The organism is Amycolatopsis sp. Poz14 (genome assembly GCF_006704225.1).
Classification (GTDB): Bacteria; Actinomycetota; Actinomycetes; order Mycobacteriales; family Pseudonocardiaceae; genus Amycolatopsis; species Amycolatopsis nivea.
On record NZ_JACLHD010000001.1, the window covers coordinates 5,622,605 to 5,638,303 of the forward strand.

Below are 15,699 nucleotides of genomic sequence, written 5' to 3' on the forward strand. Positions count from 1 at the left end.
AACTCATACCCAGGAGGCGAAATGCCCGAGTCGATCCGACAGCTCAAGTCCGAGACCGAAAAGGCGGAGGTCCTGCGCGGCCCGTTCGACCCGGGCGGCCAGCCGGACCTCTCCGGGGACCACCCGCTGCACCTGTCATTGTTCGCCTGGAACGTCCGGTCGGGCCTGTCGGCAACGAAGGCGGTGCTGAGCGATCCGGCGCGGCTCCGGGACTTCTGGGAATGGCCGTCGGCTTCGAAGCTGCTGCAGAGCGCCGAAGCGGCCGGCTTCGACAGCCAGCTGCAGTACGGGATGTGGAGCGGATACGGCGGCGACATCGGCTGGAACGACGCGGCGCTCGACTTCGCCACCGCACCCGCCGCGGCCGCCGCAGTCACCAGCCGCCTCGGGCTGCTCACGACCTTCCACGTCGGCTACGGCGTCCACCCGCTCTGGCTGGCCAAGATCACTTCGGCGACCGACCACGTCGCGGGCGGACGGCTGGGTGTCAACATCATCGCGTCGACCAACGCCAACGACTACGCCCAGTTCGGCATCGGCGACAAGCCCACCCGGGAGCAGAAGTACGAGGTCGCCGACGAATTCACGACGCTGCTGAAGTACCTGTGGACCTCCGACCACCCGATCGACTTCGAGGGCAAGTACTTCCAGGCCTACGGCGCGCAAGTCAATCCGCGGCCCGCCTCGTCGCCGCGTCCGTTGCTGATGAGCGCGGCGCAGTCGGACATCGGGTTCGATTACGCGGCCCGGCAATGCGATCTGATGTTCATCGCCAGCAATGTGACAGGCGGCAGCCTGGACGAGTACCGGACGAAAGCGGAGAAGATCCACGCGGCGGCCGGACAGTACGGACGCAAGGTGCGGGTCTGCGCGATGTGCTACGTCGTGATGGAGGAAACGGACGCCGAGGCGGAGAAGAAGGTCCGGTGGATGGCCGAGGAGATCGACCGGGAGGCGCTGCGCAACCACATCATCCGGACCGGGCTCGGGCCGGAGGCTGATCTGGAGGACCGGTACCTCGGGCTGGGGAAGGACCGGTACACGCAGTTCGGGCTGGGAATGCACGGGTACCAGCTGTTCGGCTCGTACGACACGGTCGCGGACAAGCTGGCCGGGCTGTACGAGGCCGGGGTGGGGCAGGTGGCGCTGTGCTTCTTCGATCCGCACCGCGGAGTGGAGCAGATGCGGGATCATCTGCTGCCGCGGTTGCGGGAGCGGGGACTTCGGAACGACTGACGGTCCATGCCCGGTCCAAAGGGGACGCCGGGCGTGGGCACGGGTTCGCGGTCTGTGAGGGAGCCCTCAGGGAATCAGATTCCCTGAGGGCTCCCTCACAGACATGGGGATGCGGTGAGCTGGGCAGACGCGCCTCAGCGTCACCCTGCGAGCAGGAATTGTTCGACCGCGTCCGCGGTTTCGTCGAACGCGGTCGTCAGGATCTGGTGCAGCCCGGGAACCTCGACGATCCGCTGCACGTAAGGACGATATGCCGCCACCTGTTCGGGAGTGACCAGGCCGAAGGCTGGTGCGTACAGCAGCATGGCCGGTACGGTGAGGGTTTCCGGGGGAGGCGCCGCCGCGGCGAATTCGCTGAAGATGGACACGACCGCGGCTTGGCTGGTGCGTCGTTTCAGCCGGCCGTCCGGCAGGGTGTCGAATTCGTCGGCCAGTTCTGCTTTGAACTGGTCCAGGTCCACGTCCGGACCCAGGTTTTCCCGGCTGGCCGCGAACTCCTCGAACGAATTCCATTCGCCGCCGGTCAATTCCTGCTCGGCGCGGTGCCGGGCGAGTTCCGCGGAGATCCGGATGACCGGTTCCAGCAGCGCCAGCCGCCGGATCCGCTCGGGGTGGCGGGCGGCGAGGTTGAGCATCAGCCTGCCGCCGAACGAGCGGCCGACCCAGTCCGGGCGGTCCAGGCCCAGTGCGTCGACCGATTCGATCAGGTCGTCGACGTAGGTGGCGTGCGTCCACGGCGGTTCCCAGCCGGAATGGCCGTGGCCGCGCAGATCGAACGCGACGATCCGGAACTTCTTGCCCCAGCGCTCTTCGACCACGCGACGCCAGCTCCCGGCGTGCGAGCCCACCCCGTGCACCAGGACCACCGGCTGGCCGTCGGGGTTGCCCCATTCATAGGTCTTCAGCAGCATCGAAACTCCTTTTCGGTCGGGGAAGGTCACGCAGCCGCGGCGGTTGCCTCGATTTGGATGCGGCAGTCTCCGGCGAGGCCGAGCAGCACAGTGCAGCGGGCCGGAAGCTGCTGGGGGGCAAAGATTTCCCGGTACGCACGTTCGAATTCCTCGAGATAGGACTCGTCGCGCACGTACGTCGTCGTCTTGACGATGTCCTGGACACCCAGGCCGGCCGCCTCGAGCTGTTTCCCGATGCGCTGGAAGACCACTGCTGTCTCCCCGGTGATGGTGGACGCCTCGGGGACGCGGCGCATCGTCGCGACGTCGATCGCGAGGCTGGACGCGTAGGTGAACGGCGCATCGACGGCATCCGGTTGTGCGGCAACAACATCAACAGCCACACGACCGTCGCCGGGCACACCGGCGACGAGAACTGACCGCACCGGGTGGCAATCCGGCCCGAGCGCTGCGCGGTATGCGGCGACTGCCTCGTCAACGAGAGCGTCGTCGGAGACCCACAGGTTCGCCTTCACGATGCCCGCCAGGCTGCGCCCAGCCGAGGCGAGCGTCGAGACGATTCGCTCGACGCAGTCGCGGGTTTCGTCCGCGACGGTGGCTCCAACTTGGCCGGAGCCCGCAGCGGAGGCGAAGACGAATCCATGGCTCGCCGCGCCGGGCGAGGCGCTTTCTGTGCCTTCGGAACTGAGGAATCGCGTCACGATCGAACTCCTTGCCGGGTCGTCGGGCGGCTGGCCGGGCGAGGCGTCGCGCGCCTCCAGCCGGACCAGTCCTTGCCCGGCACCCTATGCAACCGACCGGACGGTATGCAAGCTTCGCTGTGCGGTATTGACTTCCCGCGTATCGCGTCCCTAGTGTCATACCGACTAGTCGGAACTAGCTGCGCCGGAACGACAGGGCGGTCTCGATGCACACGGGTCTTTCACTGATTTTCCAGAATCTCGGGCGAAGCCGGAGCGATGCCGAGGTCTATCGGCACGAGACCCGCTATGCGCTGGAGGCGGAGGCGGCGGGCTTCGACTCGGTGTGGACTCCGGAGCACCACTTCACCGACTACGACATGACGCCCAACGTGCCGCAGTTCCTCTCGTGGCTGGCGGGCCAGACGAGCAGGCTGCGGCTGGGGACGATGGTGTCGGTGCTGCCGTGGCACGATCCGGTCCGCGTCGCGGAGAGCTTCACCCTCCTCGACCACTTGTCCGCGGGCCGCTCGCTGCTCGGCATCGGACGCGGGCTCGGCCGGGTCGAGTTCGAGGGCTTCCGGGTCGAGATGGGGAATTCCCGCCGGCTGTTCACCGAATACACCGAGGCGGTCACCGCGGGGCTGGAGACCGGGGTGATGGAGTACGACGGCGAGCTTTACCAGCAGCCGCGCGTCGAGATCCGTCCCGAGCCGTACGCGAGCTTCCGCGGCCGGACCTTCGCGTCCGCGATCTCACCCGAATCGATCGACTTGGTCGCTCGGCTCGGGATCGGCATCATGGTGATCGCGCAAAAGCCGTGGCACACCGTCGAACAAGAGCTGGTTGCCTACCGCCGCCGGTTCGTCGAGATCAACGGGACGGAGCCGCCCAAGCCGGTCATCGCGCTTTTCGTCGGCGCTGCGCCTACCGAGGCGAAGGCACAGCACATCCGCGAGCACTATCTGCAGAATTACGCGCTGTCGACGGTGAAGCACTACGAGTTCGACAACGTGGGTTTCGCCGAGATCGAGGGCTACGAGTACTACGCGGGATTGAGCCGCAACATCGCGAAACACGGCATTGAGGGCTTCAGCAGCTTTCTCGCCGACCTGCAGGTGTGGGGCACGCCGGACCAGGTCACGGCGAAGATCCTCGAATACGTCGACCGGCTCGACGCCGGCGGCGTGCTGATGGTCCCGGCGTACGGCGGGATGCCGGAGGACATCGCCGACGCCAACTTCACGCTTCTTTCCAAGGAGGTGCTGCCCGCGCTGAAGGACCACGACGTGGGCGGCGATATCGGTGTCACGTATGACAAAGGGCCGCCGCGGAAAGCGGTGGCGGTGGCAGGCGACGGTGAAGACGAGGGCGCGCCCGGCATCGGACTGATGCCGTGAACGCGCCGGAAGAACCCATTAGTGCGGTCGTGAGGGATGGTCGGTATGCGGTTTGACGTGTTCTACGTGCTCGCGAACCAGGGGCGGGAGCGGGCGTGGTCGGATCTGCTGGAGGAGGTCCGCCGCAGGGTGGTGCTCGCCGACGAGCTGGGCTTCGACGGGATGTGGCTCGGCGAGCACCATTTCGACGCGGAGGGCACCGATCAGCTGCCGAACCCGGTGCTGATGTGCGCGGACCTGGCGGCCCGGACGTCGCAGATCCGGCTGGGCATGGCGGCGGTTTCGCTGCCGCTGTGGCATCCGGTGCGGCTGGCGGAGGACCTCGCCATGCTCGACCACTTCAGCGGTGGCCGGGTCGACGTCGCGTTCTCGCGCGGTATCCTGGCCGGCGAGATCGTGAACCTGAACCCGGACGCCGACCGGGCGGACGAGGCGAAGTCCCGCGCCATTTTCGACGAGCACCTCGCGATGGTGCGGGCCGCGTGGACGGAGGACCCGTTCCGGTGGCAGTCGGAGCGATTCCAGATCCCGCGGCCGAAGATGAAGTGGCCAGCGAAAGCCTACGAGTCCTATCACGACAGTGACGGATACCTGACCGGCCTCTCGGTGATCCCGCAGCCGCTGCAAACGCCGACGCCACCGTTGTACGCGGTTTCGCAAGGGCTGGAAGGGTTTCGCTCCGCGGCGCGGCAGGGGCTCGGGATCATCACGTCGCATTCGACCCCGCGGCGTGCGCAAAAACTGGGCGCCGCCTACGCCGAGGTGGCCGCGGAGCACGGCGGTGCGCCGTCCTACATGCCGGGTCCGTGCGTGCTGGTCCGCGACACCTGCGTGGCGGCGACCGACGCGGAAGCCCGGGAAATGATGGAGGACCAGGTCGGGGTCCGGTTCAACCTGATCAAACGGGTCCGCGGGCTGGGGGAGTGGCTGGAGGAGGACGAGGACCCGAACGATCCGAAGTTCGAGTCCATGAAGCCGTTCGACCTGATGATGGACCGCGACTACCTGCTCGTCGGCTCCCCGGACACGGTGGCCGAGCGGATGATCCGGATGCACCGCGACTACGGGATCGAGCACTGGTCGCTGGCGCTCGGCCGGGTGTCGGACGAGCAGTTGGAGAAGACCCTGCGGCTGCTGGCCGACGAGGTCCTTCCCGTCGTGCGCAAGGCCGCCGAAAACCGCTGACTCAAGGACGGACATGACTACCTTTCTCGATCCCGGTACCGACGAGGGTTCGGCGGCGGTCCTCGCCGGACGGCTCGTCTTCGCGACCGCTTCCGCCGCGGGTTCCGCGCCTGCGTCGGTCGCCGACGAGACGACGCTGTGCCTCGACCGCCTGGAAAACACCCTGGGACGCCTGGGCTGCGGCCTGGGCGATCTCGTCAAAGTGAACTGCTACCTGTCCGAAGACAGCTACCGGAGCGAGTTCTGGCAGACCTGGGACGCGCGGTTCACGTCGCTCGAGGTGCGGCTGGTGCGCATCACCCAGGTGGTCGGGATCCCGGGCGGGCGTCGCGTCCACCTCGACGCCACCGCCGTCCGGCCGGAGGCCGCCGCATGACCGCCACCGCGATCTCCGTCGAGGCCGGTCCGCTCATCGGCGGCCGCCCGGTCGCGTCGGCCGGTTCCGAACGGCAGGACGCGATCAGCCCGGCGACTGGCGAGATTCTCGGCAGCTTCGCGCTCGGCGCCCCGGCGGACGTCGAGACGGCCGTCGCGGCCGCCGGAGACGCGTTCGAGGCGTGGGCCGAGACGTCGGTGTTCGAGCGGATCCGGTTCCTCGAACGCGCCGTCGAGGTGATCGCCGAGCGCCGGGAAGACCTCGGCCGGTTGCTCGCGTACGAGCAGGGCAAGCCGTACCGGGTGGAAGCGCTCGGCGAGGTCGACGAAACGATCGACTACTTCCACAGTGCGATCGAATGCGCCAAGCGGCTCGACGGGATTCTCCCGCAGATGGCTGACACGAAGAAGCGTGTGCTGATCACCCGGGTGCCGCGCGGGGTCGTGGCCGCGATCGGACCGTGGAACTTCCCCCTCGGCACGCTCGCCGGCCAGGTCGCGCCCGCGCTCGCCTCCGGGAACACCGTGGTGACCCTGCCCGCGCCGACCACGACACTGACCTGCTACGAATTCGCGCGCTGCTTGCTCGACGCGGGCCTGCCCGAGGGCGTGTTCAACCTGGTGACCGGGCAGGGCGCGGTCGTCGGCGACGCGCTGAGCGGACATCCGGACGTCCAGGTGGTGGCGTTCACCGGCTCGGTGCCGACCGGGCTGCGGGTCGCGCGGCGCGCGGCGGGCAAGGCGCAGCTGATCGAACTCGGCGGCAACGGGCCGACCGTCCTGCTCGACGACGCCGACCTCGAACTGGCGATCCCCGGTTCCGTCTCGTCGACGTACTACTGCGCCGGGCAGAACTGCATTGCCGCCGGCCGGTTCCTGGTCCACGAAGCGATCTACGACGAATTCGCCGAGAAGTTCACCGCCGCCGTGCGCCGCGACATCAAACTGGGCGACCCGTTCGCCGCGGACACGACGATGGGGCCGGTGAACAACGCGGTGCTGGCGGGAAAGCTCGACGAGCACGTGCGGTCCGCCGTCGCGGGCGGCGCGAAGGTGTTGCTCGGCGGCGAACGCGCGACGGGATTCCCGACAGAGTTGTACTGGCGGCCCACCGTGCTCGCCGAGGTGACCGAAGCGATGCCGGTGGCGGTCGAGGAGACGTTCGGGCCGATCGCGCCGCTGCAGCGGATCCAGTCGGAAGCCGAAGCGCTGCGGATCATGCAGGCGTCGTCGTACGGGCTTTCCGCCGCTGTGTACACAAAGGACTTGGCACGGGGGTTGCGATTCGCGGAGAAGGCCCCGGCCGGAACCGTGAACGTCAACACGAGCACCTCCAGCGCCGAGGTCCACCTGCCCTTCGGCGGCCGCGCCGGGAAGCTCAGCGGCATCGGCCGCACCCAGGGCCGCTATCCGATGGAAGACATCTACACCGAACTCAAGACCGTGATCGCACACGTGGGCTGAAAACCGGCCCGCCCGACCCGACGGCGAGGAGCGAGATGATCGACCTACCCACGTTCAAGACGATTATGGCGGCTGCGCCCGGTCCAGCCGCGGTGGTCACGGCCATGGGCGCCGACGGGCAGCCCTACGGCCTGACCGTCTCGGCGGTCTGCTCCGTTTCGCTCGCCCCGTCGCTCGCGCTGGCGTGCCTCGACCGGGGTTCGAACACGCTGGCCGCGATCGAAGAGACGAACGCCTTCACCATCAACTATCTCGCGACCGGTCGCGAGCCGGTCGCGCTGCATTTCGCGACCAAATCCGACCGCAAGTTCGACGGGCACCGATGGGTCCGTCCCGAGGGTGGGACCGGCGGCCCGATCCTGCTCGACGCGGCCGCCGCGCACGTGGTGTGCCGGGTCGAGCAGGCGGTTCCGGCAGGCGATCACATCATCGTCGTCGGCTCGGTGGTCGAGGGCGCGGTCGACGACAGCTCGCATGCCCTCGCCTACGCCCGGCGGCGGTTCTTCACCGGCGAGTACCTCGATCTCGGTGCGGCTTCGCGCTGAGCACCCCACCGTCCAGGAGGCAGCCGATGCCGGCCCGAGGCCGAAAGAAGACCCGCGCGGTCCGCGATCCGGACGGCACGCGCCGGCTCCTGCTCGACAGCGCGGTGCGGCTGTTCGAGCGACACGGTTACCACGCGACATCGGTCCAGGAGATCGTGGCCGGCGCCGGGCTGACGAAGGGCGCGTTCTACCACCATTTCGAAACCAAGGAAGACGTGCTGCACGAGGTCCACGACCGGTTCGTCGACCACCAGTTGGAGTTGCTGCGCGCGGTTATCGACAGCGGCGACCCTCCGGCGGAGCTGATGCGCCGGATCATGGTCGAGGTCCTGATCGAACCGGTCAGCCGCTACCGGGCCGAAATCGCGGTGTTCATGCAGGAGTACCGGTTCCTGTCGAGCGGGACGTTCGCCGCGGTCCGGCGCAAGCGGGCCGAGTTCGAGCGGCTGGTCACCGAGGTGGTCGAGAAGGGGATCGCGGAAGGCGAGTTCGCTCCGATCGCGCCGCCGAAGCTGCTCGCCTTCGCGGTGATCGGCGTCGGCGCGTGGGCCTGTCACTGGCTCGATCCGTTGGGGCCAGTGACTCCGCGGCACGTGGGCGAAGCGTTCGGCGCACTGATTGTCGACGGGCTCGGCAACGGCACTCTCCCGGTCTCCGAGCGCGGCGGCGCCTTTCAACCGGCGGATGCCCACCAGCCGGTTCTCAACGGTCGAGCACAACGGGAACGAGGTCACGATGGTTTCTGAAACAGCACAACGTCCCGAACCGAGGCAGTTCATCGGCGGGCAGTGGCGCACTGGCGCGGGAACGGAGGCCATCGACGTCTTCGACCCGGCGACCGGGGCCAGGCTCGGCGAGGTCGCCGCAGCCAGCGAGTCCGATGTGGACGACGCGGTCCGGGCCGCCGCGGACGCCTTCGGCTCGTGGTCGGCGCTGTCGCTGAGCCGCCGGGTCGCGTATATCTCCCGATTCCGGGCCTTGGTGCAGCGGGACGCGGAGGCTCTCGCCGAGACCGTCTCGCTGGATCAGGGCAAGACACTGGACGAGGCGCGCGGCGAGGTCACCCGGCTCGTCGACGCGATCGACTGCGCCGCCGCGGCACCGATGATTTTCCAGTCGGGCAGCGGAAATATCGCCGCGGGTCTCGACGCGCGCCGGGTCCGGATCCCGCTGGGAGTGTGCGCCGCGGTCACGCCGTCCAATTTCCCGGTGATGAACCCCGGGCAGTTCGCGGCCTGGGCGCTCGTGTGCGGCAACACGCTCGTGCTCAAAGTGTCCGAACAGGACCCGTACGCGTCCACTCACCTGATCAAGATCCTCGAAGAAGCCGAGCTGCCGCCCGGCGTGCTGAACCTGGTGCACGGCCGGGCGGACGCGGTCAAGCGGCTCATCGCCAGCCCCGAGGTCGCCGCCGTCTCGTGCATCACCTCGACCCCGACCGCGCGCTCGATCTACGCGGCCGCCGCGGCGCAGGGCAAACGGGTGCAGGCGAACGGCGGGGCCAAGAATCCGATCGTGGTCGCCGAGGACGCCGACCTGGAACGCGCGGCGACCGGCATCGTCTCGTCGGTCTTCGGGATGGCCGGGCAACGCTGCCTCGCCGACACCCGCGTCATCGCCGCGGAAAGCGTCTACGACACGTTGGTCGACCTAGTCGCGGCGCGAGCGTCGAAGCTCGTCGTCGGCAGCGGTCTCGACCCACGCACCACGATGGGCCCGGTGGTTTCCGCGCAGAGCAAGGAGCGTCTCGAAGCCGCCGTCGACGCGGCAGTCAGCGGGGGAGCGAAGGCAGTCCTGGACGGGCGCGGAGTGCGGCCGTCCAGCGGCGGCCCGGACGGGTACTTCATCGGCCCCAGCGTGCTTGTCGACGTCGAGCCGGGTTCGGACCTCGACCGGAACGAGACGTTCGGTCCGATCGTGAACATCCACCGCGCGGCCTCATTCGACGACGCGGTCGCGCTGGCCAACGACACGGAATTCGGCAATGCCGCGACCGTCTACACCCGCTCCGGCTCCACCGCGCGGGAGTTCGAGCAGCGGTCGACCGCGGGCAACGTCGGCATCAACACGTTCCCCGCGCCCCCGATGAACTTCACCATGGGCGGCAGCGGCTCGTCGTTCTACGGCGACCTGCACATCTGCGGGGACGGGCCGCTCGACTTCTACACCGACCACAAGCTCGTGCTGTCGCGGTGGTGAGCGGCAGCGCAGAAACCGGAGGTGCTCCAGTGCCTGACCAGATCAGAGTGCTGGCCATCAGCTGCTCGCCGAGTGTCGGCGGCCGGACCGCGACGGCACTGCGGACGGTGCTGGACGGTGCGGCGGCCGCCGGGGCGGACACCGAACTGATCCAGTTGGGGGAGCATGACGACCTGGCCGAAGTCGTAGCGCGGATGGCAGCGGCAGACGCGTTCGTGTTCGGCGCGCCGATGTACCGCGCGTCGTACGCGTCCCCGTTCAAGGCGTTGCTCGACGTCACGCCGCGCGGCGAGCACGGCACCCAGGACGCGCCGCTGACGGCTCGGGCAGCGGCGATCGTCGCGACGGCGGGCAGCGACCACCATTTCCTCGGGCTGCAAGCGATGCGCGGGGTGCTGGTCGATTTCTTCGGCGCGCACGTCGTTTCGCCCGGCTTGTACCTGAACGCCGAGAGCTACACCCCGGGCCAGACCCTCACCGAAGAGCGCGCCGGCCAGGCCCGTACCCAGGGGATCGCCTTGGTTGAGCTGGCCAGGGCGATCGCGGCGTCCGAAGGGCTCCGGAACGTGACTCCGAACGCTTGACCATCGAACGAAAGGCGAGCAATGCGACAACTGCTCAGTACCAACGCCGCCGGGATAGCGGCGGGGACCGTCGCCGGGAACATGGTTTTCACCGCCGCGACGGCCATCGACCTCGGCACGCGGAAACGAGTGTCCGAAGCGGACACGATCAAGAACGAGACCCGGGTCATCCTCGACCGGATCGAACGCACTCTCGCCGAGGCCGGCTGCACGCTGCGGGATCTGGCGAAGGTCACCTGTTTCGTCAGCGAGGAGGCCTACCGGCTCGAATTCGCCGCCGCGTGGCGCGACCTGCTGGACCCCGGGCCGTACCCGTCGCGCGCGATGGTGCGCATGGACCTGGTGAGCGACTGCCGTGTGCAGGTCGACGCCATCGCGGTACTCCCGGACACCGACGGTAAGGACTGAATGTGCCCACTTTCCTGACTTACCCCGGCAGCGACCCGGAACTGCGGCGCAAGTTCGGCCTCGGCGGGGCGGCGGTCATCGGCGATCTGATCTATCTCGGCGGGATGGCCCTCGACCTGACCACGCTCACGCGCGAGGCCGAGGCGGTCACCATCGCCGACGAACTGCGGATCAGCTTCTCCGGCATCCGGAAAACGCTGGAACTGGCCGGATGCACGCTCGCCGACGTCGTAAAGGTGAACTGCTACCTGTCCGACGACCAGTACCGTGCGGAATTCCGCGAGGCCTTCCGCGAAACCTTCGCCCCGGGCCCGTATCCGAAGTGCCTGGCCATTGTGGCGGGGCTCGCGGGCGACTGCCGCGTGGAGATCGAGGTAGTGGCGGTCAAGCCTTCCGGCGCGCGGAGCACGGTCAATCCCGCTTTCTTCGACAGCGACCAGCTGGGCCGCTCGATGGGAGTCGTGGCCGGCGGTCTCGTCTTCGCCGAAGCCGCCGCACTGGACTGGAAGACCGGGCAACGAGTGCCGGAAGCCGCGACTGTGGCCGACGAGACCCGGATCTGCCTCGACCGGCTGGCTGCGGCACTGGAGGAAGCCGGCGGTGGCTTCGCGGATCTCGTGAAATTCAACTGCTATTTGACCTCCGACGACGACCGCGCCGAGTTCTGGGCGGCGTTCGACGAGCGGCTCGCACCGGGCCCGTGCCCGCCGCGGCTGACCCAAGTGACCCGAGTGGACGGTGAAGCCCGCGTAGTCATCGACGCGGTGGCGATGGCGCCGGAAGCGCCGAACACAGCCACGTAACGGGTCCGTTCCCACAGATGTCCGCCCGTTGACACCTGCGGAAACACGAAGTAGCTTCTGTCCAAACCAACTGGTACGTATGTAGTGCTGGCACCGGGATCCGGCTCCGCACCGTCCCTCCGGCCGCCCGCCGGTCCCCGCGTCCTCCGCCCGATCGCGGCTGCGGACGTCCGCCCGATGGAGAGGACCAGCCGATGAAGCGCATGCTGGCGGCGCGAGTGTTGTTCGCGCTGCTCACCCTCGTGATCATCTCGATAGTCGTGTTCGCCGCGACCCAGGCGCTCCCCGGCGACGCCGCGCTGGTCCAGCTCGGCAAGCAGGCGACGCCCGCGGCGCTCGAAAGCCTCCGCGCCCGGATGCACTTGGACCAGTCGATCGCCGCGCAGTACTGGCTGTGGCTGAAGGACCTGCTGCACGGGGACCTCGGCAATTCGCTGGCGACGAACATGAGCGTCGGCGCGCTGATCGGCGACCGGGTGGTCAACACGCTCGTGCTGCTGGTCGTTACCGGCGTGATCGCGCTCCCGGCGGCGACCGCGCTCGGGATCCTGACCGCGATCCGCCGGGACCGCGCCGCCGACCACACCGCGAGCGTCGTGATGCTGGTGATCGTGGCGATCCCGGAGTTCGTGTTCTGCCTGCTCTTCGTCGCCCTCTTCGCCACCAACGTGCTGCACGTCCTGCCCGCGGTGTCGCTGATCGACCCGGACCAGTCGCTCTTCTCGCAACTCGACGCCATCGTGCTGCCGGTGCTGACGCTGGTGATGGTCAGCCTCCCGTACATCGCCCGCACGGTGCGCGCCTGCATGATCGAGACGCTCGACAGCGACTACGTGGCCATGGCGCGGCTGAAGGGCGTGCCGGAACGCCAGGTGATCGTGCGGCACGCACTGCCCGCGATCGCCGGTCCGGTGTTCCAGGTCAGCGCGCAGACGCTGGCCTACCTCGCCGGCGGGATCGTGGTCGTCGAGACGGTGTTCCAGTACCCGGGCATCGGGTTCGCCTTCGTCCAGGGCATCCAGAGCCGCGACCTGCCGGTCGTCCAGGCGCTCGCGCTGCTCCTGGCGGCGGTCTACGTGATTTTGAACAGCGTCGCGGACATCGGCACGGTCGCGATGACACCGACCCTTCGCAAGGGGGCACGATGACGGACACCCAAACGGCACCAGCGCCAGCGGCCAGCGACAGCGCTTCACGCAAGCGCCGCGGCGGGTTGGTGCGAGGAGCGCTGCACCGGACGGAAGGACGGATCGGCCTGGCGTTGGTCGTTCTCGTCGCGGCCGTGGCGTTCCTCGGCCCCTTCTTCAGCCCGCACTCTCCGTCGGAGCTGATCAGCGCGCCGTATGCGCTGCCGGGGGACGGGACCGCGCTCGGCGCGGACGGGCTGGGCCGCGACGTGCTCAGCAGGTTCCTGAACGGCGGCAACGTGATCCTGGCGCTGGCGTTGCTCGCCACGGCCGTCGGGGTCGGCGTCGGAGTGGTCCTCGGCCTGATCGCCGGTTACCGGCGCGGCGTGATCGGCCAGGTGATCATGCGGATCCTCGACATCGTGCTGTCGTTCCCGTCGCTGCTGCTGGCCCTGTTGTTCCTGTCCATCATCGGCGTCAACTGGTGGATCATCGTCCTCACCATCGCGATCTCGCACATCCCCTACGTGGCGCGCGTGGTGGAAAGCGGTTCGCTGGCGGTGATCGGGCGCGGGTTCGTCCAGTACGCCGAGATGATCGGCGTCCCACGGCGGCGGATCCTCGTCCGGGAGATCCTGCCCAGCATCGTCGCGCCGCTCACCGTCCAGTTCGGGATCCGGGTGACGTGGTCGATCGGCATCATCGCGTCGCTCGCCTACCTCGGCTTCGGCCGCCAGCCGCCCTCGGTCGATTGGGGAATGATGATCAGCGAAAACCAGTCCATGATCCTGTCGAATCCGCTGCCGGTGCTGCTGCCGGTGGCCGCGATCGCGGTCGTGACCGTCGGGGCGAACTTGCTGACCGACGCGTTCGGGCAGGCCGCGGGCATCAGCGGACGGCGAGGGCAGTCGGCATGACGGCGGTCGCGGCGGCGGTGCGGCACGCGATCGAGGTCGAGGGCCTGCGGGTGGACCTGGCGGACCGGGACGTGAACGTCGTGCGGGACATCGGGTTCCGTCTCCGGCCGGGGCAGATTCTCGGCGTCATCGGCGAATCGGGGTCTGGGAAGACCACGGTGGGTTCGGCGCTGCTGGGCTACGCGCGTCCCGGCACCCACATCACCGGCGGCTCGGTGCTGGTCGACGGAGTGGACATGCTGTCCCTGCGTGGCGCGGAGTTGCGCAAACGCCGCGGAGAGCTCATCTCCTACGTGCCGCAGGACCCGTTCTCATCGCTCAACCCCTGCCGCCGCCTCGGCGCGCAGCTCGCCGAAACGCTGGCGGTGCACGGGGTCGATTCCCGCGCGGAGCAACGGGAACGGATCGCGCGCATGCTCGACGACGTTCGCCTGCCGTCCACAAAGGAATTCCTGCGGCGGTACCCGCACGAGATCTCGGGCGGCCAGCAGCAGCGGGTCGTCATCGCGATGGGCTTCCTCTGCAACCCGAAGGTCGTCGTGCTGGACGAGCCGACCACCGGACTGGACGTCACGACCCAGGCACATGTCCTGCGGACGGTGCGGGAGCTCTGCGAGCGGCACCGGACCGCGGGCGTCTACGTCAGCCACGACCTGGCGGTGGTCGGCGGGCTCGCCGACCGGATCGGCGTCATGTACTACGGGCGGCTCGTCGAAGCGGGCCCGGCGGCCACGATCGTGCGCAACGCGGGGCATCCCTACAGCCGCGGGCTGATCCAGGTCATCCCCGACCCGAACCAGCGGCGGGTGCTGACTTCTGTCCGCGGCCGGGTCGCCCCGCTGGACGAACGGCCCGAGGGCTGCGTTTTCGCCGCCCGGTGCGACCTGGCCGAACCCGAATGCCGCACGGGCGAGATCAAGCCGGTGCTGCTCGAAGACGGCCACACCACGTTGTGTCGGCGCACTGAGGTCGTGCGCACCTCGCCCGCTGTCGGCGCGCCGCTGGCCCCGAGGGAAAGCGCGCCGGAGGACGCGAGCCAGGGGTTCCTGTCGGTGCGGAAACTGACCGCGTCGTACTCCGGGTACCGGGTCCTCGACGACATCAACCTGGAGGTGCCGCGCGGCCTCGTGACCGCACTGGTCGGCGAATCGGGTTCGGGCAAGACGACGATGGGCCGGTGCATCGCGGGCCTGCACGACGAGGCGACCGGGACGATGACGGTCGGCGGCAGCCCGCTGCGGTTCGGCGCACGAAACCGATCGCGCGAAGAGCGGCGAGCTGTGCAGTACATCTTCCAGAACGCGTCCGAGGCGCTGAACCCGCGCCGGTCCATCCGGGACTCGATCGCCGAACCGCTGATCACGCTCGGCACCGGCGCCAGTCCGGCCGAACTCGACCGCCTGGTGGAGAGCCTGCTCGAGGACGTCGCCCTGAACCCGCGCCTGGCGGGGCGCCGTCCGTCCGAACTGTCCGGCGGTGAACGGCAGCGGGTGACCATCGCCCGTGCTCTCGCGACTGATCCGAGCCTGCTGGTCTGCGACGAGATCACCTCCGCGCTGGACGTTTCCGTTCAGGCCGAGATCCTGCTGCTGATCGAGCGGCTGTGCGCGGAGAAGAACCTGACGCTGCTGTTCGTCACGCACAACCTGGCGGTCGTCCGGGCTATCGCGGACCGGGTCGCGGTCCTCGATGCCGGGGTGATCGTGGAGGAGGGCGCGGTGGACCAGGTGCTGGACGCTCCGCAGCACGAGTACACGCAGGCGCTGCTGAAGGACACGCCGGCGCTGAGTTTCGAGTGAGCGCCCGGCGCGAGCCGGCGCGGAGAGCGGGAAACCATGCAACGAGGCATTTCGGCGGCGCTGAGC

The 15,699-nt window shown here is 68.7% G+C and carries 16 protein-coding genes; 14 read left to right on the forward strand and 2 right to left on the reverse strand.

Features of this window, described 5'->3' with window-relative positions; genetic code table 11:
• Nucleotides 1-21: 21 nt before the first annotated feature.
• On the forward strand, nt 22-1,236 hold the full coding sequence (locus FKO37_RS26640; protein WP_238606224.1) for an LLM class flavin-dependent oxidoreductase: 1,215 nt from the start codon (nt 22-24) through the stop codon (nt 1,234-1,236).
• A gap of 140 nt (nt 1,237-1,376) precedes the next feature.
• On the opposite strand, the gene FKO37_RS26645 is transcribed toward FKO37_RS26640, so the two are convergent.
• Nucleotides 1,377-2,147, reverse strand: coding sequence for an alpha/beta fold hydrolase (locus tag FKO37_RS26645; RefSeq protein WP_238606225.1), 771 nt, complete (start codon nt 2,145-2,147; stop codon nt 1,377-1,379).
• Between the two features lie 26 nt (nt 2,148-2,173).
• Complete coding sequence (locus FKO37_RS26650; RefSeq protein WP_238606226.1) at nt 2,174-2,848, reverse strand: RidA family protein; 675 nt, start codon at nt 2,846-2,848, stop codon at nt 2,174-2,176.
• A 206-nt stretch (nt 2,849-3,054) separates the two neighbouring features.
• Here FKO37_RS26650 and FKO37_RS26655 point away from each other — a divergent pair, with 206 nt between their 5' ends.
• The 13 genes from FKO37_RS26655 (at nt 3,055) to FKO37_RS26715 (ending at nt 15,633) form a co-directional block, all read left to right on the forward strand.
• Nucleotides 3,055-4,227 carry an LLM class flavin-dependent oxidoreductase gene (locus tag FKO37_RS26655; RefSeq protein ID WP_238606227.1) on the forward strand — a complete coding sequence of 391 codons (1,173 nt, stop codon included), beginning with the start codon at nt 3,055-3,057 and terminating at the stop codon, nt 4,225-4,227.
• Nucleotides 4,228-4,272: 45 nt separating this feature from the next.
• Nucleotides 4,273-5,412, forward strand: coding sequence for an LLM class flavin-dependent oxidoreductase (locus FKO37_RS26660; protein WP_238606228.1), 1,140 nt, complete (start codon nt 4,273-4,275; stop codon nt 5,410-5,412).
• A 13-nt stretch (nt 5,413-5,425) separates the two neighbouring features.
• Complete coding sequence (locus tag FKO37_RS26665; RefSeq protein ID WP_238606229.1) at nt 5,426-5,788, forward strand: RidA family protein; 363 nt, start codon at nt 5,426-5,428, stop codon at nt 5,786-5,788.
• Entirely contained in the window at nt 5,785-7,251 is a 1,467-nt protein-coding gene (locus FKO37_RS26670; RefSeq protein WP_238606231.1) for an aldehyde dehydrogenase, read from the forward strand. Before FKO37_RS26665 ends, FKO37_RS26670 begins: the two co-directional genes overlap by 4 nt.
• A gap of 35 nt (nt 7,252-7,286) precedes the next feature.
• Nucleotides 7,287-7,796 (forward strand): flavin reductase family protein, encoded by a 510-nt coding sequence (locus tag FKO37_RS26675; protein WP_238606232.1) that lies wholly within the window; start codon nt 7,287-7,289, stop codon nt 7,794-7,796.
• Between the two features lie 26 nt (nt 7,797-7,822).
• Entirely contained in the window at nt 7,823-8,542 is a 720-nt protein-coding gene (locus FKO37_RS26680) for a TetR/AcrR family transcriptional regulator (RefSeq protein WP_238606233.1), read from the forward strand.
• Entirely contained in the window at nt 8,532-9,995 is a 1,464-nt protein-coding gene (locus FKO37_RS26685) for an aldehyde dehydrogenase family protein (RefSeq protein ID WP_238606234.1), read from the forward strand. Before FKO37_RS26680 ends, FKO37_RS26685 begins: the two co-directional genes overlap by 11 nt.
• 29 nt (nt 9,996-10,024) lie before the next feature.
• Nucleotides 10,025-10,579 (forward strand): NAD(P)H-dependent oxidoreductase, encoded by a 555-nt coding sequence (locus FKO37_RS26690; RefSeq protein WP_238606235.1) that lies wholly within the window; start codon nt 10,025-10,027, stop codon nt 10,577-10,579.
• A 21-nt stretch (nt 10,580-10,600) separates the two neighbouring features.
• A complete protein-coding gene (locus FKO37_RS26695) occupies nt 10,601-10,987 on the forward strand; it encodes a RidA family protein (protein ID WP_238606237.1) in 387 nt (128 codons plus the stop codon).
• Between the two features lie 2 nt (nt 10,988-10,989).
• Nucleotides 10,990-11,790 carry a RidA family protein gene (locus FKO37_RS26700; RefSeq protein WP_238606239.1) on the forward strand — a complete coding sequence of 267 codons (801 nt, stop codon included), beginning with the start codon at nt 10,990-10,992 and terminating at the stop codon, nt 11,788-11,790.
• 194 nt (nt 11,791-11,984) lie between these two features.
• Complete coding sequence (locus FKO37_RS26705; RefSeq protein ID WP_238606241.1) at nt 11,985-12,938, forward strand: ABC transporter permease; 954 nt, start codon at nt 11,985-11,987, stop codon at nt 12,936-12,938.
• Complete coding sequence (locus tag FKO37_RS26710; RefSeq protein ID WP_238606242.1) at nt 12,935-13,834, forward strand: ABC transporter permease; 900 nt, start codon at nt 12,935-12,937, stop codon at nt 13,832-13,834. Before FKO37_RS26705 ends, FKO37_RS26710 begins: the two co-directional genes overlap by 4 nt.
• On the forward strand, nt 13,831-15,633 hold the full coding sequence (locus FKO37_RS26715) for an ABC transporter ATP-binding protein (RefSeq protein WP_238606243.1): 1,803 nt from the start codon (nt 13,831-13,833) through the stop codon (nt 15,631-15,633). The genes FKO37_RS26710 and FKO37_RS26715 overlap by 4 nt, the downstream gene beginning before the upstream one ends.
• Nucleotides 15,634-15,699: the final 66 nt, after the last annotated feature.

Excerpts from the sequence above, each read along its gene's own strand:
- FKO37_RS26645 (WP_238606225.1), bottom strand. The coding sequence starts at position 2,147 with ATGCTGCTGAAGACCTATGAATGGGGCAACCCCGACGGCCAGCCGGTG.
- FKO37_RS26715 (WP_238606243.1), top strand. The coding sequence starts at position 13,831 with ATGACGGCGGTCGCGGCGGCGGTGCGGCACGCGATCGAGGTCGAGGGC.
- FKO37_RS26705 (WP_238606241.1), top strand. The coding sequence starts at position 11,985 with ATGAAGCGCATGCTGGCGGCGCGAGTGTTGTTCGCGCTGCTCACCCTC.
- FKO37_RS26665 (WP_238606229.1), top strand. The coding sequence starts at position 5,426 with ATGACTACCTTTCTCGATCCCGGTACCGACGAGGGTTCGGCGGCGGTC.
- FKO37_RS26710 (WP_238606242.1), top strand. The coding sequence starts at position 12,935 with ATGACGGACACCCAAACGGCACCAGCGCCAGCGGCCAGCGACAGCGCT.
- FKO37_RS26695 (WP_238606237.1), top strand. The coding sequence starts at position 10,601 with ATGCGACAACTGCTCAGTACCAACGCCGCCGGGATAGCGGCGGGGACC.
- FKO37_RS26660 (WP_238606228.1), top strand. The coding sequence starts at position 4,273 with ATGCGGTTTGACGTGTTCTACGTGCTCGCGAACCAGGGGCGGGAGCGG.
- FKO37_RS26680 (WP_238606233.1), top strand. The coding sequence starts at position 7,823 with ATGCCGGCCCGAGGCCGAAAGAAGACCCGCGCGGTCCGCGATCCGGAC.
- FKO37_RS26640 (WP_238606224.1), top strand. The coding sequence starts at position 22 with ATGCCCGAGTCGATCCGACAGCTCAAGTCCGAGACCGAAAAGGCGGAG.
- FKO37_RS26685 (WP_238606234.1), top strand. The coding sequence starts at position 8,532 with ATGGTTTCTGAAACAGCACAACGTCCCGAACCGAGGCAGTTCATCGGC.
- FKO37_RS26670 (WP_238606231.1), top strand. The coding sequence starts at position 5,785 with ATGACCGCCACCGCGATCTCCGTCGAGGCCGGTCCGCTCATCGGCGGC.
- FKO37_RS26655 (WP_238606227.1), top strand. The coding sequence starts at position 3,055 with ATGCACACGGGTCTTTCACTGATTTTCCAGAATCTCGGGCGAAGCCGG.
- FKO37_RS26675 (WP_238606232.1), top strand. The coding sequence starts at position 7,287 with ATGATCGACCTACCCACGTTCAAGACGATTATGGCGGCTGCGCCCGGT.